At 62.7% G+C, this 23,459-nt stretch carries 21 protein-coding genes; 14 read left to right on the forward strand and 7 right to left on the reverse strand.

Features of this window, described 5'->3' with window-relative positions; translation table 11 throughout:
• Positions 1-125: 125 nt before the first annotated feature.
• Together N7333_RS07210 and N7333_RS07215 are read left to right on the forward strand one after the other, a co-directional pair.
• Complete coding sequence (locus tag N7333_RS07210; protein ID WP_003245282.1) at positions 126-1,058, forward strand: chemotaxis protein CheV; 933 nt, start codon at positions 126-128, stop codon at positions 1,056-1,058.
• Positions 1,059-1,212: 154 nt separating this feature from the next.
• A complete protein-coding gene (locus N7333_RS07215; protein ID WP_129481459.1) occupies positions 1,213-2,019 on the forward strand; it encodes an MOSC domain-containing protein in 807 nt (268 codons plus the stop codon).
• A 119-nt stretch (positions 2,020-2,138) separates the two neighbouring features.
• On the opposite strand, the gene N7333_RS07220 is transcribed toward N7333_RS07215, so the two are convergent.
• Both N7333_RS07220 and N7333_RS07225 read right to left on the reverse strand, forming a co-directional pair.
• Positions 2,139-3,776: a hypothetical protein gene (locus N7333_RS07220; protein ID WP_279858617.1), complete on the reverse strand. Its 1,638-nt coding sequence runs from the start codon at positions 3,774-3,776 to the stop codon at positions 2,139-2,141.
• A 462-nt stretch (positions 3,777-4,238) separates the two neighbouring features.
• Positions 4,239-6,167 (reverse strand): transglycosylase SLT domain-containing protein, encoded by a 1,929-nt coding sequence (locus tag N7333_RS07225; RefSeq protein WP_129481457.1) that lies wholly within the window; start codon positions 6,165-6,167, stop codon positions 4,239-4,241.
• 288 nt (positions 6,168-6,455) lie between these two features.
• On the opposite strand from N7333_RS07225, the gene N7333_RS07230 reads away from it, so the two are divergent.
• Both N7333_RS07230 and N7333_RS07235 read left to right on the forward strand, forming a co-directional pair.
• The gene (locus N7333_RS07230) at positions 6,456-8,381 is read left to right on the forward strand and encodes an ATP-binding cassette domain-containing protein (RefSeq protein WP_129481456.1); all 1,926 of its coding nucleotides are present in this window, start codon (positions 6,456-6,458) and stop codon (positions 8,379-8,381) included.
• An 18-nt stretch (positions 8,382-8,399) separates the two neighbouring features.
• On the forward strand, positions 8,400-9,086 hold the full coding sequence (locus N7333_RS07235; protein ID WP_024307536.1) for a hypothetical protein: 687 nt from the start codon (positions 8,400-8,402) through the stop codon (positions 9,084-9,086).
• A 92-nt stretch (positions 9,087-9,178) separates the two neighbouring features.
• On the opposite strand, the gene N7333_RS07240 is transcribed toward N7333_RS07235, so the two are convergent.
• Both N7333_RS07240 and N7333_RS07245 read right to left on the reverse strand, forming a co-directional pair.
• On the reverse strand, positions 9,179-9,628 hold the full coding sequence (locus tag N7333_RS07240; protein ID WP_012018122.1) for a universal stress protein: 450 nt from the start codon (positions 9,626-9,628) through the stop codon (positions 9,179-9,181).
• A gap of 151 nt (positions 9,629-9,779) precedes the next feature.
• Complete coding sequence (locus N7333_RS07245) at positions 9,780-10,601, reverse strand: hypothetical protein (RefSeq protein ID WP_012018123.1); 822 nt, start codon at positions 10,599-10,601, stop codon at positions 9,780-9,782.
• A gap of 466 nt (positions 10,602-11,067) precedes the next feature.
• Here N7333_RS07245 and fadB point away from each other — a divergent pair, with 466 nt between their 5' ends.
• The 6 genes from fadB (at position 11,068) to N7333_RS07275 (ending at position 18,441) form a co-directional block, all read left to right on the forward strand.
• Complete coding sequence (gene fadB, locus N7333_RS07250; protein WP_003245268.1) at positions 11,068-13,215, forward strand: fatty acid oxidation complex subunit alpha FadB; 2,148 nt, start codon at positions 11,068-11,070, stop codon at positions 13,213-13,215.
• A 30-nt stretch (positions 13,216-13,245) separates the two neighbouring features.
• A complete protein-coding gene (fadA, locus tag N7333_RS07255) occupies positions 13,246-14,421 on the forward strand; it encodes an acetyl-CoA C-acyltransferase FadA (RefSeq protein WP_003245266.1) in 1,176 nt (391 codons plus the stop codon).
• Between the two features lie 73 nt (positions 14,422-14,494).
• Entirely contained in the window at positions 14,495-14,737 is a 243-nt protein-coding gene (locus N7333_RS07260; RefSeq protein WP_012018124.1) for a DUF1653 domain-containing protein, read from the forward strand.
• A 104-nt stretch (positions 14,738-14,841) separates the two neighbouring features.
• Positions 14,842-17,448 (forward strand): type I DNA topoisomerase, encoded by a 2,607-nt coding sequence (gene topA / locus N7333_RS07265; protein ID WP_129481455.1) that lies wholly within the window; start codon positions 14,842-14,844, stop codon positions 17,446-17,448.
• Between the two features lie 157 nt (positions 17,449-17,605).
• Positions 17,606-18,124, forward strand: a complete 519-nt coding sequence (locus N7333_RS07270) for a DUF6586 family protein (protein WP_129481454.1) — start codon at positions 17,606-17,608, stop codon at positions 18,122-18,124.
• A gap of 80 nt (positions 18,125-18,204) precedes the next feature.
• Positions 18,205-18,441, forward strand: coding sequence for a hypothetical protein (locus N7333_RS07275; RefSeq protein WP_012018126.1), 237 nt, complete (start codon positions 18,205-18,207; stop codon positions 18,439-18,441).
• A 65-nt stretch (positions 18,442-18,506) separates the two neighbouring features.
• Here N7333_RS07275 and sulA read toward each other — a convergent pair whose 3' ends face one another.
• On the reverse strand, positions 18,507-18,977 hold the full coding sequence (gene sulA / locus N7333_RS07280; RefSeq protein ID WP_129481453.1) for an SOS-induced cell division inhibitor SulA: 471 nt from the start codon (positions 18,975-18,977) through the stop codon (positions 18,507-18,509).
• A 9-nt stretch (positions 18,978-18,986) separates the two neighbouring features.
• The gene (gene lexA, locus N7333_RS07285) at positions 18,987-19,601 is read right to left on the reverse strand and encodes a transcriptional repressor LexA (RefSeq protein ID WP_003245255.1); all 615 of its coding nucleotides are present in this window, start codon (positions 19,599-19,601) and stop codon (positions 18,987-18,989) included.
• 228 nt (positions 19,602-19,829) lie between these two features.
• Here lexA and N7333_RS07290 point away from each other — a divergent pair, with 228 nt between their 5' ends.
• Genes N7333_RS07290 through N7333_RS07305 form a run of 4 tightly spaced genes read left to right on the forward strand, consistent with a single transcriptional unit; the run spans position 19,830 to position 22,878 of the window.
• The gene (locus N7333_RS07290; protein ID WP_129481452.1) at positions 19,830-20,537 is read left to right on the forward strand and encodes a TetR/AcrR family transcriptional regulator; all 708 of its coding nucleotides are present in this window, start codon (positions 19,830-19,832) and stop codon (positions 20,535-20,537) included.
• 47 nt (positions 20,538-20,584) lie between these two features.
• A complete protein-coding gene (locus tag N7333_RS07295; protein ID WP_012018128.1) occupies positions 20,585-21,109 on the forward strand; it encodes a L,D-transpeptidase in 525 nt (174 codons plus the stop codon).
• A gap of 22 nt (positions 21,110-21,131) precedes the next feature.
• Positions 21,132-22,130: a beta-N-acetylhexosaminidase gene (gene nagZ / locus N7333_RS07300; protein ID WP_129481816.1), complete on the forward strand. Its 999-nt coding sequence runs from the start codon at positions 21,132-21,134 to the stop codon at positions 22,128-22,130.
• Between the two features lie 10 nt (positions 22,131-22,140).
• A complete protein-coding gene (locus N7333_RS07305; RefSeq protein ID WP_129481451.1) occupies positions 22,141-22,878 on the forward strand; it encodes an S-methyl-5'-thioinosine phosphorylase in 738 nt (245 codons plus the stop codon).
• Between the two features lie 52 nt (positions 22,879-22,930).
• Here N7333_RS07305 and N7333_RS07310 read toward each other — a convergent pair whose 3' ends face one another.
• Positions 22,931-23,452: a peptidoglycan binding protein CsiV gene (locus tag N7333_RS07310; protein ID WP_129481450.1), complete on the reverse strand. Its 522-nt coding sequence runs from the start codon at positions 23,450-23,452 to the stop codon at positions 22,931-22,933.
• Positions 23,453-23,459 lie beyond the last annotated feature (7 nt).

Below are 23,459 nucleotides of genomic sequence, written 5' to 3' on the forward strand. Positions count from 1 at the left end.
TCTGTAAAGGGCAGCGAGTATGGTGGCAGAAAGCCAAGCTGCGGCTTTTTCAGGGCCTGCCGATAACCTGGTACCAGGGCTTCGCGCCTGGTCCGCATCCGTTCATATTTCAGCAGGAGCAGGCGATGGCCGGCATTCTCGACTCCGTGGATCAACGTACACAGCTGGTCGGCGAGAACCGTCTGGAAATTCTCATGTTTCGCCTGGCTGGTCGGCAGTTGTTCGCGATCAACGTGTTCAAGGTGCAGGAAGTCCTGCAGATGCCCAAGCTGACGCTGATGCCGCAGCGTCATCGCTATGTCTGCGGCGTGGTCAACCTGCGCGGTCAGACCCTGCCGGTGATCGATCTGTCGCAGGCCATCGGCATGCGTCCGCTGGTGCCGGATGAGCGCAGCACCATCATCGTCACCGAGTACAACCGCTCGGTGCAGGCCTTTCTGGTGGGCAGCGTCGACCGCATCCTCAACCTCAACTGGGAGTCGATCCTGCCGCCCCCGGGTGGCGCCGGACGCCAGCATTACCTGACCGCCATCACCAAGGTCGAGGACCAGATCGTCGAAGTGATCGATGTGGAGAAGGTACTCGCCGAGATCGTGCCGATGAGCACCAAGGTTTCCGCGGAAAAACTCGCCGATCCGCTGCTGGAGAAGGCGCGCGGACGCGAAGTGCTGCTGGTGGACGATTCCAGCGTGGCGCTCAGCCAGCTGCGCGATACCCTGACGCAGCTGGGCATCCGCCTGCACATGGCCAGCGATGGCCTCAAGGCCCTAAATCTGCTGAAGAAGTGGGCCGATGGCGGCGAGGTGATGACCGACAAGCTGCTGATGATCTTCACCGATGCCGAAATGCCCGAGATGGACGGCTATCGTCTGACCAGCGAGATCCGCAACGACCCTCGCCTGAAGGATCTCTACGTGGTGCTGCACACCTCGCTGTCGGGCAGCTTCAACGAGGCGATGGTGAAGAAGGTCGGCTGCGACAACTTCCTCTCCAAATTCCAGCCGGACAAGCTGGTGGACGTGATTCGCCAGCGCCTGGAGCTGGACGAACCCCGCTGATACTTCGTTTCCGCATGAACGCCGATGCAGGCGGGTGCAACCCGCCTGATCGCGGTCGCACGGCCCTTGCTAGACAGCCCGCTTGCCGAACCCTGGTCTTGTGAGCCGCGCCGCCAGCTCGTATAACGGCATTTTGCCGACAGGGAGCTGACCCATGCCGAGTCTCTCGGGGTTGTACCGTTACCCGCTCAAGTCCGGTCGCGGTGAAGCGCTGCAGCGCAGTGCGGTCGATGGTCTGGGCCTGCATGGCGATCGCCGCTGGATGGTGGTCGATGCCGATAGCGGACGTTTCATCACCCAGCGCCTGCTACCGCAGATGAGTCAGCTGAGCGCCCGCTACGATGCGCGCGGCGGCCTGACCCTGAGCGCTCCTGGCCAGGCCGATCTGACCGTTGCCTTGCCCGATCCCGAGCAGGATCTGCGCGGCGTCGTCGTCTGGCGTGACAGCTTGCGCGTGCCGGATGCCGGTGACGAGGCCGCCGAATGGCTCAGCACGATGCTCGGCAAACCGTGCCGCCTGGTGCATGTGCCGGAGGGGCGTGCGCGCCAGGTCGATACCGCTTATGCCCAGCCGGGTGATCGGGTGGCGTTTGCCGATGGTTTTCCGCTGCTGCTGATTGGCCAGGCCTCGCTGGACGACCTCTCGCAACGTGTCGGGCAACCCCTGTCCATGCAGCGTTTTCGTCCCAACCTGGTGGTCACCGGCAGCGAGGCGTATGCCGAGGATGGCTGGAAGCGCATCCGTATCGGCGATGTCGAGTTCGAGGTGGTCAAGGGGTGCTCACGCTGCATCCTGACCACCATCGACCCGCAGACCGGCGAGCGCAACGCTCAGCGTGAGCCGCTGGCCACGCTCAAGACCTACCGGGAAAAGGATGGGGACGTGTTCTTCGGGCAGAACCTGTTGCCGCGCGGCGTCGGCGAGCTGCAGCTGGGGATGATGGTTGAGATATTGCAGTAGTGGATCGTCTACGAACCTGCGGGGGAGCCATCCTTGGCTTGGTTCGTATCGCTATCCAACTGGTTCGGAAATGGGCGCGCCGAACGGTGCAGGTATTTGCACGGCCAGCGCTATCCTATCTAAACCATTTCGATTCCATCTTCCTCGTTCGGCTGCTGCCGCTGGCGCTGACGTAGCTCATTGACTTGTCCCATCAGCTGTCGAGTTATCGCATCCGTATCGATGCCGCCCACCATGGATGAAGCGGTATTCAAGGTTTGTCGCCCGGTGGCAAGTGCCGAGTCGATCCCATTACGGGCGGATTCCATCGCTTGGTTTGCGCCATTACGTGTGGCTTCTATGGCGTGGTTTACCCCGTTACATGTGGCCTCGATGGCATGGTTTGCCCCATTACGCGTGGATTCCATCGCCTGGCGTGCGGCCGCTTTGGGCGCCGCATGGTTGTCTTTGTCATACCACTCCGAGGCTTTGTCGGCCACTTTCTGACCCACGGCGTTCATGGCGCCATACACCCCGAACGCCGCGGCCGAACCGACAAGGTTGATCGCATTAGAAACACCTGCCTTGACGAGTGGATTGCTGATCGAAGCCGTAGCCGCTTGTTGAATTGCGCTGACTCCACTGAAAGTAGCGGCAAAGCCCCCATTGGCCAGAACGCTACGTGCCGTGCCGAGGCTACGTACGCCCTCCAGGGTGCTGCTCAAGGTACCTATCGTGGCATTACCCACGCGGCTGGCGGCATGACCGGCCATGGTCCTGAAGCTTGTGTCTTTGGCCGCCTTGTAGGTTTCGTACCAGTCCCTTTCATCAGCGAGATTTTCCTTGGGCTCGGCATCTTTGCGCGCGAAGATTTGCGCTGCATCGCGTAGGCCGCTCTTCTCTTCTCGCATGCGTGCAAGGTGCGATGTCGCCATCGTCGCAAGCACGCCCCCTGCACTGGTGATTGCCGTTCTGGAATTGGCTGCGTTGGTGGTCGCTGTTGCTTGTGCCTCCGGGCGAAGGCCAGGCTGATTCGCTTTGGAGGACAGATGTGTGTCTAGGCCATTACGCAATACATTTCGCGCAGTGAACGTCTGCATTTCCGCAGCGCCATCACCGGCTTGCCGCAACAGCGTCGGCTCCTTGTCCTTTAACGCGTCCACCATGACGTCATGCAGCTTGTCCTCAGGTGCCTTGAGAAAGAGCAAGTCCTTGTTCATTTCGTTTTGAGCGGCGGTGGATATCTGGTCGGTCACGACCGCTTCTAGAGCCCCGACCAGACCTTGAGCTGCCGCTTCTGCAACGGGGGAGGTAGTGCCGGCAAGGGTGGTCAGCATCTTCGCGGGAACCTCCACCATGCTGGGGTAAAGATGCTGGGCCCCCGCAACCAGGGCGAACGGCAACCCCGCGACAAAAGAGGAGCCGGACGTCGACTTTTTGTCGAGGCTATGGGCGTTATCCCACGTTCTACGAACTGAATCGAGATCTTCGCCTTCGCTCGCCAGGAGCTCGGCTCGGGAGCTCACCAGAGCGTCGATCTTCCTGTTGTGTTCGGCGACTTTGGCATGATCTTCTGCGCTGGCGTCGGGCGGCAGCGTAGTGGGCTTGCGATACTTCTGGAACATGGTGTCCAGGTGTTCATGTATCTCGCGCTGGTTGTGTTCTCGGCGTTGTGCCGCAGTTATCTCGGTTGCCCGGCGGCCCTCGGTACGGGTGTCATTCTCGACTTGAGTGTGCGATACAACGGGGGTCGGGGTACCGCGCGAAACTCCATCCATAAAAAATCCTCTTTTCTCTGTGAATTACAAGGCATCAGGCTGCGTGTCGCGGGCAGTCAGTGACGTTGCCGTTTCGTCGCTGTCATGCCCGTTACGAGGCGAGGCCTTGGGGCTATGGGACTGGAATGGCCTAGCTTTGCGGACTGTTCGAGGCTTGGAGCGATAGCCGCTGCCTCTCACTTGCCATCGAGCCATGTCGTTGTGTGGTTTGGGCGGCGGACTGGGTTCCATCCGCGACTCGATGGCTGTTTCCCAGAAGTGTCAGAGCGGAAAGGCGCGGAGCAGCCCGAATGGGCAGAGGATGTGTTTCGCGTGGAGGCGGCGGTCAGCCAAGCCTGTGAGAAGGGATTGGGACAAGCCAGGCAGGACTATGCTCGGTCCGCTGCAGGCTTGCCCTGCAGCGGTTGTTCATGGCCTCGGTCAGGCGGCAGGGTGGCGCTGGAGCTCAGCGTTTGGCCGAGGTTATTGGGCGTCGAAGTAACGCTCGTTCCAGGCCACCAGCGGGTGGGGGGCGCCCAGTTTCTGCCCGTAGATCACCGAGTAGGACAGCACGTTCTGCACGTACTGACGGGTTTCGTCGAACGGAATGTTCTCCACCCAGACGTCATAGCTCAGGTGATCGGCGCCGCGCAGCCACTGGCGCACGCGCCCCGGGCCGGCGTTGTAGGCGGCCGAGGCGAGAATACGGTTGCCGTTGAACTGCCCATACACCTGGCTCAGGTAGGCCGCGCCCAGCTGGATGTTGGTGTCCGGGTTGAGCACGTGCTGCGGTGAGGCCAGAGGAATGCCGAACTTGCGTGCGGTTTCCTTGGCGGTGGCCGGCATCAGCTGCATCAGACCCATGGCGCCGGCGTGGGAGCGGGCATCGGCCATGAAGGCGCTTTCCTGGCGGGTGATGGCGAACACCCAGCTCGAGTGCAGGTCGCGACGCTTGGCTTCGCGAACCAGCTGGTCGCGGTGGGCCATCGGGAAGCGCACTTCCAGATCATCCCAGTATTGCGCCTGGCTGATGGTGCGGATGGCCGGGAAATACCATTCCATCTCGTAGGCCAGGCGGGCCTGGGCCACCAGCTCGTCACGGCTGAACAGGCGGCTGACGTGATACCACTCACGGCGCCCGTCGACGATCTGCCCGCGCGCATGGAACTCCATGGCTCGGCGAATGCCGGCGGTGTTGCGCACCTTCTGCACCACCTTGGGGTCCAGCGCCAGCGGCTGGTTGTTGAGCTGGTAGGGCGCCTTGACCTGATCGGCGGCCATGAAGCCGTAGAAGTCGCGCTCCTTGGCCAGGGACTGGTAAAGGGCGATCGGCTGCTGGCTGTTGGGCTGCGCCAGTTGCAGGCTGCGCGCATTCCAATAGCGCCAGCGGTTGCTGCTGGCGAGATCGGCCGGCATGCGCTGGGTCAGCTGGTAGGCCTCGTCCCAGCGGCCATGGCGCAACAGCAGGCGAGCGCGCCATTCGCTGACGGTATTGTCGCGCAGCTCGGGGTCATACTTGGCCATGACCTGCAGGCCGCGCATGTCGAAACGTTTGGCCAGGGTCAGGCCGATCTGCCGGGCGATGGCCACCTGTTCGTCCTGGGAGAACCTCATGCGCTGGGCATAGGTGTCGAGCAGGCCCAGGGCATCCTCCGGGCTCTGCCGCGCCAGGCGACGCAGGCCGAGGCCGACCACGTCACCCATGGCTTCGTCAGTGGCTGTGAAACGTGCGGTCTGCTTGAGCAGCTGGGGCTTTTGCGCCACTTCCACCAGCAATTTGCCGCGCTCGCCGAGGGTCGGCATGTTCTTGATCAGGTGATTAGCCAGGCCATAGTTGCCGGCCTCCACGGCCAGCTTGGCGCGTTGCCAGCGCCGTTGTTCGGTGAGCTGGCCGCTGGCGGCCCAGCGCGCGAACAGCGGGTCGCAGGCGTTGGGCTGCGACTTGCCCACCAGCCAGAGCTTTTCCGCCGTGGCATTGCCCTCGGCGGTCAGGCCGTGGCTCAGCTGGTACTGCCCATAGAGGCAGTCCAGCTCGGTGAAGTTGAGGGCGGGGTCGTAATGGTCGAGGAACGGCTTCCAGTCACCGCGCTCGGCCAGCCAGCGCAGCCAGCGCAGTTTCATCCAGCTGGCCTGGGGCAGGTCGCCATGTTCGGCGAGGAACTTCTCGATCTCGGCATTGCTCGCCGACTTGAGTCGGTTGGTCAGCTCGTCGTAAGCCAGGTAGGGCGTCAGCGGATAGTCGCGCAATGCCGTCTGATAACGGCGATAGGGGCCACTGTCGCCCTTGGCCAGCGCGCTCTTGGCTTCGTCGTAATACTGGCGCTGTTGCGTGAGGCTGGCCGCTTCGGCGCTGGCTTGGCCAGCGGTGGTGAGAATCAGGCAGGAAACTACAGAAAGAAGACGACTGCGCATGGCATTTCCAGGGGCAAGCAGAGATAAGGGGCAACACGTTCCGTGTCGTTGCATGGCTCTAGCTTAGCCTTTCGCAGGCGTGCGGTGAATGGCGCCATGCCGGACGGACATATGCGGCAAAAAAACGCCTGGCCGCGAGCAGGCCCCGGCTTCGAGCGCAGGGCAGGGGCAAAATCTTGCCGGCAGAGCGCGGCGGGCGGTGCGCCACCGACTAGCGCACAGGCGCTGAAACGGCAACAGGCTCGGTACAACTCGGGTAGAATGCGCCCCCTGTTTCTGGAGATGCCCATGACTCTGCTCAAGTTTGCCGACGTATCCCTCGCCTATGGCGCCATGCCCCTGCTCGATGGAGTGTCCTGGCAGATCGCGCGGGGTGAGCGGGTGTGCATCATCGGCCGCAACGGCACCGGCAAGTCGAGCATGCTGCGTCTGGTCAAGGGCGACCAGATGCCGGACGACGGCGAGATCTGGCGTGCCCCAGGGCTGAAGATCGGCGAGCTGCCGCAGGAGCTGCCGCGCGCCGACGAGCGCACGGTGTTCGACGTGGTCGCCGAAGGCCTGGCCGGCGTTGGCGAGCTGCTGGCGCGCTATCACCATCTGGCACAGAACATCCACGGCGATGACGATCTCGAGCAGTTGATGCACGTGCAGCAGGAGTTGGAGGCCAAAGATGGCTGGCGCCTGCAGCAACTGGTCGACAGCACCCTGAGCCGCCTGCAGCTGCCGGCTGACAAGACCCTGGCCGAACTCTCCGGTGGCTGGCGCCGCCGCGTGTTGCTGGCCCAGGCACTGGTCTCCGAGCCGGATCTGCTGCTGCTCGACGAGCCGACCAACCACCTCGACATCGGCGCCATCGCCTGGCTGGAAGAGGCGCTGAAGGATTTCGGCGGCGCCGTGCTGTTCATCACCCACGACCGTTCCTTCCTGCAGAACCTGGCCACGCGCATCCTCGAACTGGACCGTGGCGGCCTGATCGACTGGAACGGCGACTACGCCAGCTTCCTGGTGCACAAGGAGCAGCAACTCGCCGCCGAAGAAACCGCCAATGCGCTGTTCGACAAGCGTCTGGCCCAGGAAGAAGTGTGGATTCGTCAGGGCATCAAGGCCCGTCGCACCCGTAACGAAGGTCGCGTGCGTGCGCTCAAGGCGATGCGTGCCGAGCGTGCCGAGCGCCGTGAGCGCCAGGGCAAGGCGACCATCGCCCTGGAAACGGCGGACAAGTCCGGCAAGCAGGTGATGGTGGCGGAGAACGTCAGCTTCGCCCATGCCAGCGGACCATTCCTGGTCAAGGATTTTTCCATGGTGCTGCAGCGCGGCGACCGCATCGGTCTGCTCGGTGCCAACGGTACCGGCAAGACCACGTTGCTCAAGCTGCTGCTGGGGGATTTGCAGCCCACCAGCGGCAGCATCGAAATCGGCACCAAGCTGGAAGTGGCGTATTTCGACCAATTGCGTCACCAGCTCGAGCCGGAGAAGACGGTGATCGATAACGTCGCCGAAGGCCGCGATTTCATCAGCATCGATGGCCAGAACCGCCACGTGCTGAGCTACCTGGGCGATTTCCTGTTCAGCCCGCAGCGCGCGCGTACGCCGGTCAAGGCGCTTTCCGGCGGCGAGCGGGCACGACTGTTGCTGGCCAAGCTGTTCAGCAAGCCGGCCAACCTGCTGGTGCTGGACGAACCGACCAACGATCTGGACGTGGAAACCCTGGAACTGCTCGAAGAAGTACTGCTTAACTTCCCTGGTACGGTGTTGATGGTCAGCCACGACCGTGCTTTCCTCGACAACGTGGTCACCAGCACCTTGGTGTTCGAGGGCGAAGGCAAGGTGCGCGAATACGTTGGCGGTTATCAGGACTGGCTGCGTCAGGGCGGCTCGCCACGCCTGCTCGGCGTGGGTGAAAGCAAATCCGGCAAGGCCGAGCTGGCCACGGCCATCGTCGAAGCGCCGGCCCCAGCCGCAGTGACTCCCGTTCAGGAGAGCGCCGAGCCTGCGAAGAAGAAACTAAGCTACAAGCTGCAGCGCGAGCTGGAAGCGATTCCCGGGCAGATCGACGCCCTGGAGCAGGAAATGGCCGCGGTACAGGCGCAGGTATCCGATCCTGCCTTCTATCAGCAGCCGGTGCAGATCACCACGGAAGTATTGGCGCGTCTCGACAGCTTGCAGAAGGAAATGGACGAGTTGCTCGAGCGCTGGGCAGAGCTGGAAGGCTGACGAAGGAACGAACGGGCAATGGCCATCGAGTACCGCATTACTCTCGACGACAATCATCAGTTCAGCTATCGGATCGAGCTGAATCGCGAATATGACCCCGCGCAGGCGCAGCAGGCACCCGCCTGGACCCGCCTCGGGCATCAGCAGTGCAGCAATTGCCCGCTCAGTCGCGAGCAGTTCAGCCATTGCCCGGCTGCAGTCGATCTGCATCGGGTGATCGAAGACTTTCGCGGTCTGCCGGCATTCAAGAAGGCCAGTGTCTGGGTACGCACGCCGGAGCGTGAATACACCAAGCATGTCGGCCTGGAGGAGGGCCTGCGGGCATTGCTCGGGGTGATCATGGCTACCAGCGCCTGCCCGGTGCTGGCGCGTCTGAAACCCATGGCGCAGCACCATCTGCCCTTTGCCAACAACCAGGAGTTCATTCTGCGGGCGGTATCGCTGTATCTGACGCGGCAATACTTCAACATGCGCGAAGGGCGTCTGGCCGACTGGGAACTAAAAGGCCTGGTGCGTCTGTTCCAGCAGCTCAAGTTGGTCAACCAGGCCTTCTGGCAGCGCATTCACGACACCTGTGAAGGCGACTCCAATCTCAAGGCTTTTCTCACCTTCTTCTCGATGTCGTCGAGCATGACGGTGTCGCTGGAGACCCAGCTGCAGAAAATTCGCCCGCTGGTGATGAGCGCGGGCGAGTCGTTCGAATAAGCCATCCTCGGCCTAGGTAGGGTGCGCCGCGCGCACCGTTTCTACGAAGGCCCCGACGGTACTGTGTCCGGTGCGCATGGCGCACCCCACGTTCAAGCGCCTTTTTCGCCTTTCTTCAGACGCACGGCGAGCACATCGCAGGGCGCGCCATGCAGCACGTCATTGGCGGTGGAGCCCAGCAGCAGCGCGAGACCGTGCCGGCCATGGCTGCCGACCACGATCAGATCGCAGCCCTGTTCTTCGGCGAGGCGGTGGATTTCCTGACGTGGCTGCCCATAGGCCAGATGGCGCTGGTCCGCGCTGAGTTCCTGGTACTTGCCGGTAAAGCTGTCCAGGCGTTCCCGCGCCTGTTCGAACTGCTGTTGCTGCAACATCGACAGGTCCATCGGTACGTCGCCACCAAAGGCCATGGCCATGGGTTCGACGATATGCACCAGGGACATCTTGGCACCGCTGGCCTTGGCCAGCTTCTGTGCGCGAACCACTACGGGGTCGCATTCATCGGTGAGGTCGACAGCGACCAGAATGTGCTGGTAGGGCATGGTGGAGTCCTCCTCAAGGGGGCAAATGGCTCTGCAGCAAGTATGGCCTCGTTGTGCACGATCAGGGGCAACTTGTCATCATCCGCGCAAAGAAAAGCCCGGTGCGAGCACCGGGCGGTAACAGGGCCAGGCAGGCCGGAAACATGTGGCATCACTGTTGGTTGGCGGCGTACTGGGCAGACACGCCTTCCAGGCCTTCGATGATGCTGTCGGAATACTTGCTTACCAAAAAGGGTACGGTGTTCTCGTTGTAATTGCGCAGCGACTTCTCGATGTAGCGCCACTTGGTCTCGATGGAGCCCAGGGCAGCTGTGATCTGCGGCGTGTTCTGCTGGGCTGCACTGAGGCTGTCGAGCTTGCTGGCGAACTCACCGACCAGTTCGTCCATGGCGCGCTCTTCACCGCCACCGAAGAAGCTGGTGCCGACCGAGGCACTGCGCGAAGCATAGTCCACTGAGATGCTCTGCATCAGCAGGCTCTGCTCACGGCTCTTCTGCGTCAAGGGCGGGACGCTCTGACCGCTTTCCTGCTGAATCTTCTGATACAGCTCCTGACTAATAGCCATGAGGCGCTGATTGTTGTCCGCAAGGTCGGCCACCGGCTGCAAGTCGGTGAAGCCCTGGCTGCGCATAGCGTCCATCAGGCCCTGGAGCCCGTCGCGATAGCTCTGCCAGGTGCTTCGCAGTTGCCCCTGCAGCGCACGGCTGGCATCGCCGGGCATCTGCTCGAGTGCATCGAGGTGACCTTGGGCTCGCTGCATGGATTCCCCGATCATCCGCGCATAGCGCTGATCGCCCTCCATGCCGTTGTACATATAGAAGTCACCCAGGCTTTTCTGAGCCGCCAGGCGCAGTTGATGCAGGCGCAGCAGGTCATCGGCCGGCGCGGCGCGGAGCAAGGGAGAGGAAAGCAAAGTGAAGAGGAAAGCGAGCAGGGCGCTCAGGGGCAATGCAAGCGAACGGCGGCTCGGCATCTGTGACTCCGTATGGCCCGTCGAGGGCTCGATTTGTTGTTGTGCTGCATTCGGATGGCGCTATGCCAGCCAAAAGTGAGACGACTGTACCCGGAGCACGGGCGTTTGGCTAGGCGCTCCAGGGCCCCTGCGGCAGGGCTGAAGCACTCTGCAATGGCGCGATATTGACGCGGTTTATTGAAGTCGGCTGCAGGCCACGGATGACCAGGCTTGTAGAAATCGTCGGGAAATCGACGAAAAGAGGCCAATTGACAAGTGCAGGCTTTTCCCTGAAGGTGTGCATACCCAAATCAAACGGGCGTATGAATTGAGCGTTTGCCTGGTCAGGCGCGCCATGACAGCCCGAATATCGCGTCGGCGGGTGTGTCGTACCGATTGGGGCTATGCTCGACGGCTGTGCCGCGAGCTGGCCTGCCGGTTGGCTCCGATGTGTACTGTTCAGCTTCCATACCGTGGAGATCAGTTGATGATTTACGAAGGTAAAGCCATCACGGTTAAGGCTCTTGAGAGCGGCATCGTCGAATTGAATTTCGACCTCAAGGGTGAGTCCGTCAACAAATTCAACCGTCTTACCCTCAACGAGCTGCGCGCCTCCGTCGACGCGATCAAGGCCGACGGTTCGATCAAGGGCGTGATTGTCACCAGTGGCAAGGACGTGTTCATCGTCGGTGCCGATATCACCGAATTCGTCGACAACTTCAAACTGCCCGACGAAGAGCTGGTGGCTGGCAACCTGGAAGCCAACAAGATCTTCAGTGATTTCGAAGACCTCGCCGTGCCCACCGTCGTCGCCATCAACGGCATCGCCCTGGGTGGCGGTTTCGAGATGTGCCTGGCCGGTGACTACCGCGTAATGAGCGAGACCGCCAAGATCGGTCTGCCGGAAGTCAAACTGGGCATCTACCCGGGCTTCGGCGGCACCGTGCGCTTGCCTCGCGTGATCGGCACCGACAACGCTGTCGAGTGGATCGCCTCCGGTAAGGAAAACAAGGCTGCCGACGCCCTCAAGGTAGGCGCCGTCGATGCCGTCGTCGCCCCCGCCAAGCTCAAGGAAGCCGCGCTGGATCTGGTCAAGCGCGCCATCTCCGGCGAGCTGGACTACAAGGCCAAGCGTCAGCCCAAGCTGGAAAAGCTCAAGCTCAATGCCATTGAGCAGATGATGTGCTTCGAGACCGCCAAGGGCTTCGTTGCTGGCCAGGCCGGCCCGAACTACCCGGCTCCGGTCGAGGCGATCAAGACCATTCAGAAAGCCGCCAACTTCGGCCGCGACAAGGCGCTGGAAGTCGAGGCCGCCGGCTTCGTCAAACTGGCCAAGACCTCGGTCGCCGAGAGCCTGATCGGCCTGTTCCTCAACGATCAGGAACTGAAGAAGAAGGCCAAGCACCACGACGAAATCGCCCGTGACGTGAAACTGGCTGCCGTGCTCGGTGCCGGCATCATGGGCGGCGGCATCGCCTACCAGTCGGCCTCCAAGGGCACCCCGATCCTGATGAAGGATATCCGCGAAGAGGGTATCCAGATGGGCCTGACCGAGGCCTCCAAGCTGCTCGGCAAGCGCGTCGAGAAAGGTCGCATGACCCCGGCGAAGATGGCTGAAGCCCTCAACGCCATCCGTCCGACCATGTCCTACGGTGATTTCGGCAACGTCGACATCGTCGTCGAAGCCGTGGTCGAGAACCCCAAGGTCAAGCAGATCGTGCTGGCCGAAGTGGAAGACGTGGTGCGCGAAGACGCCATCCTGGCCTCCAACACCTCGACCATCTCCATCTCCTTGCTGGCCCAGGCGCTCAAGCGTCCGGAAAACTTTGTCGGCATGCACTTCTTCAACCCGGTGCATATGATGCCGCTGGTGGAAGTCATTCGTGGCGAGAAGTCCAGCGAAGTGGCCGTGGCCACCACCGTTGCCTACGCCAAGAAGATGGGCAAGAACCCGATCGTGGTCAACGACTGCCCCGGCTTCCTGGTCAACCGCGTGCTGTTCCCGTACTTCGGTGGCTTCTCCAAGCTGCTGGGCTTCGGTGTCGACTTCGTGCGCATCGACAAGGTCATGGAGAAGTTCGGCTGGCCCATGGGCCCGGCCTACCTCTCCGACGTGGTCGGCATCGACACCGGCCACCACGGCCGTGACGTGATGGCTGAAGGCTTCCCGGACCGCATGGCGGTGGAAGGCAAGACCGCTGTCGACGTGATGTACGAAGCCAATCGCCTTGGCCAGAAGAACGGCAAGGGCTTCTACGCTTACGAGACCGACAAGCGCGGCAAGCCGAAGAAGGTCTCCGACCCTGAAGCTTACGAGCTGCTCAAGTCCATCGTGGTCGAAGAGCGTGAAGTCACCGACGAGGACATCATCAACTTCATGATGATCCCGCTGTGCCTGGAAACCGTTCGTTGCCTGGAAGACGGCATCGTCGATACCGCAGCCGAGGCCGATATGGGCCTGATCTACGGCATCGGCTTCCCTCCCTTCCGTGGCGGTGCGCTGCGCTACATCGATTCCATCGGTGTCGCCGAGTTCGTCGCCCTGGCCGACAAGTACGCCGACCTGGGCGCGCTGTACCACCCGACCGCCAAGCTTCGCGAAATGGCCGCCAAGGGCCAGAAGTTCTTCGGTTAAGCGCGCAACGACTAGAGCGAGAGTGAATTTATGAGCCTGAATCCTAGAGATGCAGTGATCGTCGACTTCGGTCGTACCCCGATGGGTCGTTCCAAGGGCGGCATGCACCGCAACACCCGTGCCGAGACCATGTCCGCGCACCTGATCAGCAAAGTGCTGGAGCGCAACGCCAAGATCGACCCGGCAGAAGTCGAGGACGTGATCTGGGGCTGCGTCAACCAGACCCTGGAGCAGGGCTGGAACATCGCGCGCATGGCGTCGCTGATGACCCAGATCCCGCACACCAGCGCCGGCCAGACCGTCAGCCGCCTGTGCGGTTCGTCCATGAGCGCCCTGCACACCGCCGTGCAGGCGATCCAGACCGGCAACGGCGACGTGTTCGTCGTCGGCGGTGTGGAGCACATGGGGCACGTCGGCATGATGCACGGCGTCGACCCGAACCCGCACCTGTCCCTGTACGCCGCCAAGGCGTCCGGCATGATGGGCCTGACCGCCGAAATGCTGGGCAAGATGCATGGCATCAGCCGCGAGGCGCAGGACGCCTTCGGTGAGCGTTCTCACCGTCTGGCGCACAAGGCCACCGTCGAAGGCAAGTTCAAGGATGAAATCATCCCGATGCAGGGCTACGACGAGAATGGTTTCCTGAAGGTCTTCGACTACGACGAGACCATTCGCCCGGAGACCACTCTGGAGAGCCTGGCTACCCTGAAGCCGGCGTTCAACCCGAAAGGCGGCACCGTGACCGCGGGTACTTCCTCGCAGATCACCGACGGCGCTTCCTGCATGATCGTCATGAGCGCCCAGCGCGCTCAGGATCTGGGCATCCAGCCGATGGCCGTGGTTCGCGCCATGGCCGTTGCCGGTGTGGATCCGGCGATCATGGGCTACGGCCCGGTGCCGTCCACTCAGAAGGCGCTCAAGCGCGCCGGTCTGACCATGGCCGACATCGACTTCGTCGAGCTCAACGAAGCCTTCGCCGCTCAGGCCCTGCCTGTGCTGAAGGATCTGAAGCTGCTCGACAAGATGGAAGAGAAGGTCAACCTGCACGGCGGCGCCATCGCCCTGGGTCACCCCTTCGGTTGTTCCGGTGCCCGTATCTCCGGTACCCTGCTCAACGTCATGAAGCAGAACGGTGGCACCCTCGGTGTCTCCACCATGTGCGTGGGCCTTGGCCAAGGCATCACCACCGTCTTCGAGCGCGTTTAAGCGCAAGCGGACAGAAACCGGGGCCCAGTGCCCCGGTTTTGCTTTTTAAGGCTTTTTTATCGGGAACCTCTCAATGCAGTTGCAGCCAGGACTCTATCGCCACTACAAAGGCCCGCAGTACCGCGTATTCGGCGTGGCACGCCATTCCGAGACTGAGGAAGAAGTGGTGGTCTATCAGGCCCTGTACGGCGAGTTCGGCCTGTGGGTGCGGCCGCTGAGCATGTTCCGCGAAGAGATCGAAGTGGACGGCAAGCGCGTTCCACGCTTTGCTTTGATTCAGGCCGAAGTCAGCCCTATCGGCAGTTCGGAAGCCTGACTGCGCAGTCCCTGCGCTTGACCTTCGCTTGGTCACCACTATATATAGCGGGGCCTCAAGGCTCCCTGCCTTCTATATTTCGCAATTCAGGAATTTTCTGATCCATGGGCAAATCGCTGGTCATCGTGGAATCCCCGGCCAAGGCCAAGACCATCAACAAGTATCTGGGCAGCCAGTACGTGGTGAAGTCGAGCATCGGCCACATCCGTGACCTGCCTACCAGCGGCTCGGCAAGCGCCACCAAGGAGCCGGCCAAGCGCGGCAAGGCCGCCGCCGAGGCGCCTGCGCTGTCGCCCAAGGAAAAGGCCAAACGTCAGCTGTTCGCGCGCATGGGCGTCGACCCCGAGCACGGCTGGAAGGCCAAGTACGAGATCCTGCCCGGCAAGGAAAAGGTGATCGAAGAACTGCGCCGCCTGGCCAAGGATGCCGACACCATCTATCTCGCAACCGACTTGGACCGCGAGGGGGAGGCCATTGCCTGGCACCTGCGCGAATCCATCGGTGGCGATGACGCCCGCTACAAGCGTGTGGTGTTCAACGAGATCACCAAGAAGGCGATCCAGGAAGCCTTCTCCAAGCCCAGCGAGCTGGATATCAACCGCGTCAACGCCCAGCAGGCGCGGCGCTTCCTCGACCGCGTGGTGGGCTACATGGTCTCGCCGCTGCTGTGGGCCAAGATCGCCCGCGGCCTGTCCGCCGGCCGCGTGCAGTCGGTGGCGGTGAAGCTGGTGGTGGAGCGCGAGAAGGAAATCCGCGCCTTCGTCCCGGAAGAATACTGGGAAGTGCACGCCGATCTCGGCACGGCGAAGAACGCCAAGGTGCGTTTCGAGGTGGTCCGCGAGGGCGGTGCGGCGTTCAAACCGGTCAATGAAGCACAGGCCATGGCCGCACTGGAGAAGCTCAAGGCCTCCAGCTACAGCGTGGTCAAGCGTGAAGACCGCCCGACCAGCAGCAAGCCGTCGGCTCCCTTCATTACCTCCACCCTGCAGCAGGCGGCGAGCAACCGCCTGGGCTTCGGGGTGAAGAAGACCATGATGATGGCCCAGCGTCTCTACGAGGCCGGTTACATCACCTATATGCGTACCGACTCGACCAACCTGTCGGCCGACGCGATTGAAATGGTCAGAGGCTTTATCGGCAGCGAGTACGGCGACAAGTATCTGCCGGGCAAGCCCAATCTGTATTCGAGCAAGGAAGGCGCTCAGGAGGCGCACGAAGCGATTCGTCCGTCCGACGTCAACCTGCGTCCGACCCAGCTGTCGGGCATGGAGCGTGACGCCGAGCGTCTGTACGACCTGATCTGGCGCCAGTTCGTGGCCTGCCAGATGCCGCCGGCCGAGTACCTGTCCACCAGCGTCACCGTGGCCGCCGGCGCCTTCGAGCTGCGTGCCAAGGGCCGCATCCTCAAGTTCGACGGTTACACCCGCGTGCTGCCGCAGCAGAGCAAACCGGGCGAGGACGATGTCCTGCCGGAAATGAAGGAAGGCGAGGGCCTCAAGCTGATCCAGCTCGACCCCAGCCAGCACTTCACCAAGCCGCCGGCGCGCTACTCCGAAGCCAGTCTGGTCAAGGAGCTGGAAAAGCGCGGCATCGGCCGCCCGTCCACTTATGCGGCGATCATTTCCACCATTCAGGATCGTGGCTATGTGACGGTGCATAACCGCCGCTTCTACGCCGAGAAGATGGGCGATATCGTCACCGAGCGTCTCGACGAGAGCTTCGCCAACCTGATGGATTACGGCTTCACCGCCACCATGGAAGAGCATCTCGACGACGTGGCCCAGGGCGAGCGCGAGTGGAAGCATCTGCTCGACGAGTTCTACGGCGACTTCAAGAAGAAGCTCGAAGCGGCCGAAGCGGGCGAGGGCGGCATGCGTGCCAACCAGCCGACCCTGACCGATATTCCCTGCCGCGAATGCGGGCGGCCGATGATGATTCGTACCGCTTCCACCGGTGTGTTCCTCGGCTGTTCCGGCTATGCGCTGCCGCCGAAGGAGCGCTGCAAGGCCACCATCAACCTGGTGCCGGGCGACGAGATCGCCGCGGACGACGAGGGTGAGTCCGAGTCCCTGGTGCTGTTGGGCAAGCATCGCTGCCCGATCTGCGCAACCGCCATGGATGCCTACCTGCTGGATGAGAGCCGCAAGCTGCACATCTGCGGCAACAACCCCGATTGCAGTGGCTACGAGATCGAGCAGGGCCAGTACCGCATCAAGGGTTACGAAGGCCCGAGCCTGGAATGCGACAAGTGCGGCAGCGAGATGCAGCTCAAGACCGGTCGCTTCGGCAAGTTCTTCGGTTGCACCAATCCCAGCTGCAAGAACACCCGCAAGCTGCTGAAGAATGGCGAGGCTGCACCACCGAAGATGGACCCGGTGAAGATGCCCGAACTCAAGTGCGAGAAGGTGGACGACACCTATGTGCTGCGTGACGGCGCTTCCGGCCTGTTCCTGGCCGCCAGCGGTTTTCCGAAGAACCGCGAAACTCGTGCGCCGCTGGTGCTGGAGCTGATTCCGCACAAGCACGAGATCGACCCCAAGTACCACTTCCTGCTCGAAGCGCCGCAGAAGGATCCGGACGGTCGTCCGGCGGTAATCCGCTACAGCCGCAAGACCAAGGAGCAGTACGTGCAGTCGGAGGTGGACGGCAAGCCGACTGGCTGGCGCGCCTTCTACGATGGCGGCAAGTGGAAGGTCGAGGACAAGCGCTAGGGGCTGTCCACGTTCTGCTGCGCGTCGGCCGGGTGTCGTCAGCCAGGCTCGGCTCTGTCGCTGGATCATTAAAAGGCCAGGAAAGGCTGACGAGATGCGCGTCTGGCTATAGCCCGACGCGCGTATCATGACCCGATCTGCTGTGGAGGTCGCCGCAATGGCCAAAGAAATCTATACCCGCACCAATCAGAAGATCTTCTTCGCCGGCATTGCCCTGGATAACTGGCGCAAGGCCGAGGCGTCCTCCGCATTCAACGTTCAGGCGCTGGTGCAGGCCGAGCGCGAGGCCGCACTGTTTCACCTGTACGGCGGCCTGCTCGGGTTGTGTCACGAGATCGCCGGCTACTACCGCATGAGCGACGCTGCGCCCTCGCGTGTCGAGGCTTTCGTTCAGCAGGCAGTGCTCGAGGGCGCGCCCAGCCCCGAGCTGGCTGAACTGGTGGAACTGGCGCAGCAGCGCGAAACCTGGCTGGCCGAGTTGCTGGCTGCCTATGCCGAGCTGTTTCAGCCGCCGCGCGAGGAGCGCAAGGCCAAGGTCGACCCATCCATGCCGCTGATCACGGCCGTCAGCGTTGGTGAAGAGCCGGCCGAACTGAGCCTCGATGATGTCGATGCCTGGCGGCAGCAGCTCAAGACCCTGGTGCTGCGTTTCCGCGAAGGTCTCAGCGAGTGCTGATTGCGTTTAACTGGACCAGTGGGCTGGGGATGACTCCGGCTGACTGTTACAATGTCGTGTTTTTGCACAGAGACTGAGCCATGCCTACATCCTTTCTGGAAATCGTCGAACTGCCCGATGGGCGTATTGCCCTGCGCCGCGCAGAGGATGAAGAGGCGCTGGTGACTCTGGACTTCTCTGCCGATGCCAAGGCTTTCCTGCAGGGGCAGCACATCGAGGTGGCCAAGGCCATGCTCAACGTCGGGGTGCAGATGGCCGGTCGAATGGCCGAGGGTGATTTCAGTAGCGAGGAAGAAGGGCCGCGCGTCCTGCACTGAAGTCGCTGCGCTACAACGCAAACGGGGCTCCATTGGAGCCCCGTTTTCATGTGTGAAGATGCATTTCAGCCTAGGCTGATATTCAGGCTTTGTGCGCCGCCGGCACTGGCGGCCTGTGCCAGCCGCTGACGAGTGCTGCGCTCGACCGGATGCAGCCAGCTGATCACGGTATGGCTGCGACCCAGCTTGAGCGCTTCCTCTGCCAGCTGCAGAGCACTTTGCCCTTGTCGCGGGTGCAGTAGCAGGATGCGTTCGCGGTTCAGGCCTGCATCGCGTAGCCAGGCCTGGGTCAGGCTTGCAGGCGGTGCCACCAGGGTCAGCCAGCGCGCATCCTGATTCTGGCTCAGCTCACGCAGAATCGGAGCCAGCAAGTGCAGGCAATGGCCGGCTGCGCCGCGCAGAGCCAGTTCGCTGAATGCCTGATCATCCTCGCTGCGAGAGAAGTCATCGGTAGCCAGTGGCTCGCTCGACGCACGGGCGAGGAAGGCGTCGAAAAGGGGAAGTTGTGGGCGCTCGAACGACTGCTGCACTTGCATGGCGTTTCCTCAGCGGCGAATTACACCGACACTCAAACCTTCGATGACCAGATCCTGCTGCTCCAGATCCACTTCGATCGGGGCGAACTCGGGGTTTTCGGCGATCAGCCAGACTTTGTTGCCCTCGCGCTTGAAGCGCTTGACCGTGACCTCGTCGTCGAGGCGGGCGACCACGATCTGGCCGTTGCGCGCTTCGCGCGTGGTGTGCACGGCCAGCAGGTCGCCGTCGAAGATGCCGATGTCCTTCATGCTCATGCCGCGCACGCGCAGCAGATAGTCGGCTTTGGGGTGAAAGAACGCAGGATTGATCTGGCAGGATTCCTCGACATGCTGCTGGGCGAGAATGGGAGCCCCTGCGGCCACGCGGCCGATGACGGGAAGGCCTTCGTCCTCGTTGGCTGCACCTGGCTCGAAGCCTGGTATGCGAATGCCGCGCGAGGCGCCGGGCGTCATTTCGATGGCCCCTTTGCGCGCCAGAGCCTTGAGGTGCTCCTCCGCCGCGTTGGGTGACTTGAAGCCCAGCTCCTGGGCGATTTCCGCCCGAGTGGGCGGATAGCCGTTGTCTTCCAGGCAGCGTTTGATGAAGGCGAGAATCTCGGCTTGGCGTGGCGTCAGTTTCAGCATGGCTGGGCTCTGTCTTTTTATACAGTGGCTGGGATTATATACAGTAAGCGAGCCTTGGCAACGCCCAATTTGCCGGTGCCTGCCGCCTGGCTTGTAACCTGCTTGCGGCAAAGTACGTCTTCGCTTGTTGTAAGCTGTGACCAGCCGGCCAAAAGACGGCTCGTGCGGCTTGACAATTCGATGGGCTGAAACGTATGTTTCAAACAAGTGTTTGTCAGGTGATAACTCATGGCTCAGTCGGAAACCGTTGAACGCATTCTCGATGCTGCGGAACAGCTGTTCGCGGAAAAAGGCTTCGCCGAAACCTCGTTGCGGCTGATCACCAGCAAGGCCGGCGTCAATCTGGCTGCGGTCAACTATCACTTCGGCTCGAAGAAGGCGCTGATCCAGGCGGTCTTCTCGCGCTTCCTCGGGCCCTTCTGCGCCAGTCTGGAAAAGGAACTCGACCGTCGTCAGGCCAAGGCCGACACGCAGGCCACCCTCGAGGAACTCCTCGAACTGCTGGTCGAGCAGGCGCTGGCGGTCAAGCCGCGTAGCGGCAACGACCTGTCCATCTTCATGCGTCTGCTCGGCCTGGCTTTCAGTCAGAGCCAGGGGCACCTGCGCAAGTATCTGGAAGAGGTGTACGGCAAGGTGTTCCGCCGCTACATGCTCCTCGTGCACGATGCCGCCCCGCGCATTCCGCCGCTGGAACTGTTCTGGCGTGTGCATTTCATGCTCGGCGCCGCGGCGTTCAGCATGTCCGGCATCAAGGCGCTGCGCGCCATGGCCGAGACCGATTTCGGCGTCAACACTTCGATCGAGCAGGTGATGCGCATGATGGTGCCTTTCCTGGCCGCCGGCATGCGCGCCGAAACCGGTGTCAACGATCCCTCGCTGGCGGCCGCGCAGCTCAAACCGCGCAGCAAGTCGCCAAGCGCTCCGGCCAAGGTCTGATCCCTGCGGGTGGGCGTGGCTCGGCCGTTCGGCTAAGCTAGCGGCCCATGTCCGAACTCGATTTGCTGCATATCTCCATTGCCGATCAGGCCCTGTACGGTTTTCGTGCGGGGCGGCTGGTGCTGCGTCTGCCGGTCTCCACCGCACTCAATGGCCCTGGAGAACGCAACGGTTCAGGCTGCACCCCGCGCGGTCTGCATCAGGTGCGCGCCAGGATCGGCGCCGGCCTGCCGCTGGCTGCGGTGCTCAGGGCAAGGCGCTGGACCGGGGAGATCTGGTCACCCCAGCTGCATGAGCAGTTCCCTGGCCGCGACTGGATACTCACCCGCATCCTCTGGCTCAGTGGCCTGGAGCCCGGGCGCAATCGAGGCGCTCAGGTCGACAGTTTTCGCCGCTATATTTACCTGCATGGCACGCCTGATTGCGAACCCATGGGCGTGCCGCTTTCGCATGGCTGCGTGCGCTTGCGCAACGCAGACATGCTGACTCTGTTCGATCGGGTGGCACTGCACTGCCCGGTCAGGATCGACGAGGCGCCCTGTCCGCAGTGGGCAGAGGCGGAACTCCTCTAAGGAATTTTTTGTGACGACACCTATTCAAGGCTCTTTGATGCTGGACATCGCCGGTACCTGGTTGACCGCCGAAGACCGCCAGCTGCTGCGCCAGCCCGAAGTGGGCGGCCTGATCATCTTCGCTCGCAATATCGAATCGCCGCGCCAGGTGCGCGAGCTGTGTCAGAGCATCCGCGCGCTGCGTCCAGACCTGCTGCTGGCGGTGGATCAGGAAGGCGGGCGGGTGCAGCGTCTGCGTCAGGGTTTCCTGCGATTGCCGGCGATGCGCGCCATTGCCGATAACGACAATGCCGAGGAGCTGGCCGAACATTGCGGTTGGCTGATGGCCACCGAGGTAATGGCGGTGGGCCTGGACCTGAGTTTCGCGCCAGTGCTGGATCTCGACCACCAGCGCAGTGCGGTGGTCGGCAGTCGCGCCTTCGAGGGCGATCCGCAGCGCGCCGCCGCGCTGGCGGCGGCCTTCATTCGCGGTATGCATCAGGCGGGCATGGCTGCCACCGGCAAGCATTTTCCCGGTCACGGTTGGGCCGAGGCCGACTCGCACGTGGCCATCCCGCTGGACGGGCGCAGCCTGGATGAGATCCGTGCCTGCGACATGCAGCCGTTCCAGCGTCTGGTCGGTGAGCTGGATGCGGTGATGCCTGCCCATGTCATCTATCCGCAGGTGGATGAGCACCCGGCCGGCTTTTCGCGGCGCTGGCTGCAGGACATCCTGCGCGGCGAACTGGGCTTCGACGGCGTGATCTTCAGCGATGACCTGTCCATGGCCGGTGCCCATGTGGTCGGCGATGCCGGCAAGCGTATCCAGGCCGCACTGACTGCAGGCTGCGATATGGGGCTGGTGTGCAACGACCGCGCTTCGGCCGAGCTGGCGCTCAGTGCCTTGCAGCGTCTGCGCGTGACACCGCCGGTGCGCCTCGAGCGGATGCGTGGCCGCGGTCACGCCACTACCGAATACCGCCAGGCGCCACGCTGGCTTACCGCTGTGGCGGCCCTGAGAGCTGCCCAGTTGCTCGACTGAGGACCTGCCTATGACTGTCTACGCCATTATCGGCGGCACCGGCCTGACCCAGCTGGAAGGGTTGACGATTCACGAAGCGCTGCCGCTGGATACGCCTTACGGGGCGCCCTCCGCCGATATCCTGCGGGGCAGTTACGCCGGGCGCGAGGTGCTGTTTCTCGCCCGCCACGGCCAGCCGCACCGGATTCCGCCGCACCAGGTGAACTACCGCGCCAACCTCTGGGCGCTGAAGCAGGCCGGCGCCAAGGCGATAGTCGCGGTCAACGCGGTCGGTGGTATCCACGCCGCCATGGGTACCGGGCATTTCTGCGTGCCGCACCAGATCATCGACTACACCGCCGGACGTGCGCATACCTTCTATGAGGGTGAGCTGGAGCATGTCACCCATGTCGATTTCAGCCAGCCGTACGACGGGCAGTTGCGCCAGCGACTGGTGGCAGCGCTGCGCGCCGAGAATGCCGCGTTCAGTGATCATGGGGTTTACGGCTGCACCCAGGGGCCGCGGCTGGAAACGGCTGCGGAAATCGCCCGCATGGACCGCGATGGCTGCGATCTGGTGGGTATGACCGGCATGCCGGAGGCTGTGCTAGCGCGCGAGTTGGCGCTGCCTTACGCCTGTCTGGCGCTGGTGGTGAACCCGGCGGCGGGCAAGTCCAGCACGCTGATCACCATGGCCGAGATCGAGCGGGTGCTGGAGCAGGGCATGGGCACGGTCAAGTCGGTGCTGGCACGGGTGCTGGCGGGTTGAGCATTCGACAGTAACGAAAAGGGCCGCTTAGCGGCCCTTTTGCTTTAGCGACTCAGAGGGGGGTGATGCGCACCAGAGCGCCCAGACCGCCGTGGTCCAGATAGGTCAGGCTGTTGTCCTTCAGACGCTGGGTGACCTTCATGTGCTCGCTGCTCTCCAGCAGGCCGTCGGCGCTGAAGCGGTTGATCCACAGTTCCAGATCCAGGTCGGCGAAGCGCTCCTGGATGAAGCTCAGGGTGCCTTCTACCGCGTGGTGGCCGAAGTGCTCTTCACCGCTGCTGACGGCCACGCGACTCGGCGAGTTGCCAATGGTCTGGCTCCACGCCTTGTGCAGCAGCAACTGATAGCCGTTGCCGGGATTGAGCTTGGCGGCCTCCCCATCGAGCGCGGTAGGGCGTTCGTTGCCGGTGATGGGCAATGCCGTGCCTGCCCAGTCGTCCGGTGCCACCTTGGGCGCGACGACCGGCTCGCCTGCCTGGCGGAACACCAGCAGTTCGACCTGATACAGGCGTTCGGCGAAGGCGCTCGGTGTCAGCAGGCAGAGCAGCAGGGCGATCAGGTGCAGTGGGCGCATGTGTGAG

Source organism: Pseudomonas sp. GD04158 (assembly GCF_029834875.1).
In the GTDB taxonomy this organism is placed as follows: Bacteria; Pseudomonadota; Gammaproteobacteria; order Pseudomonadales; family Pseudomonadaceae; genus Aquipseudomonas; species Aquipseudomonas hydrolytica.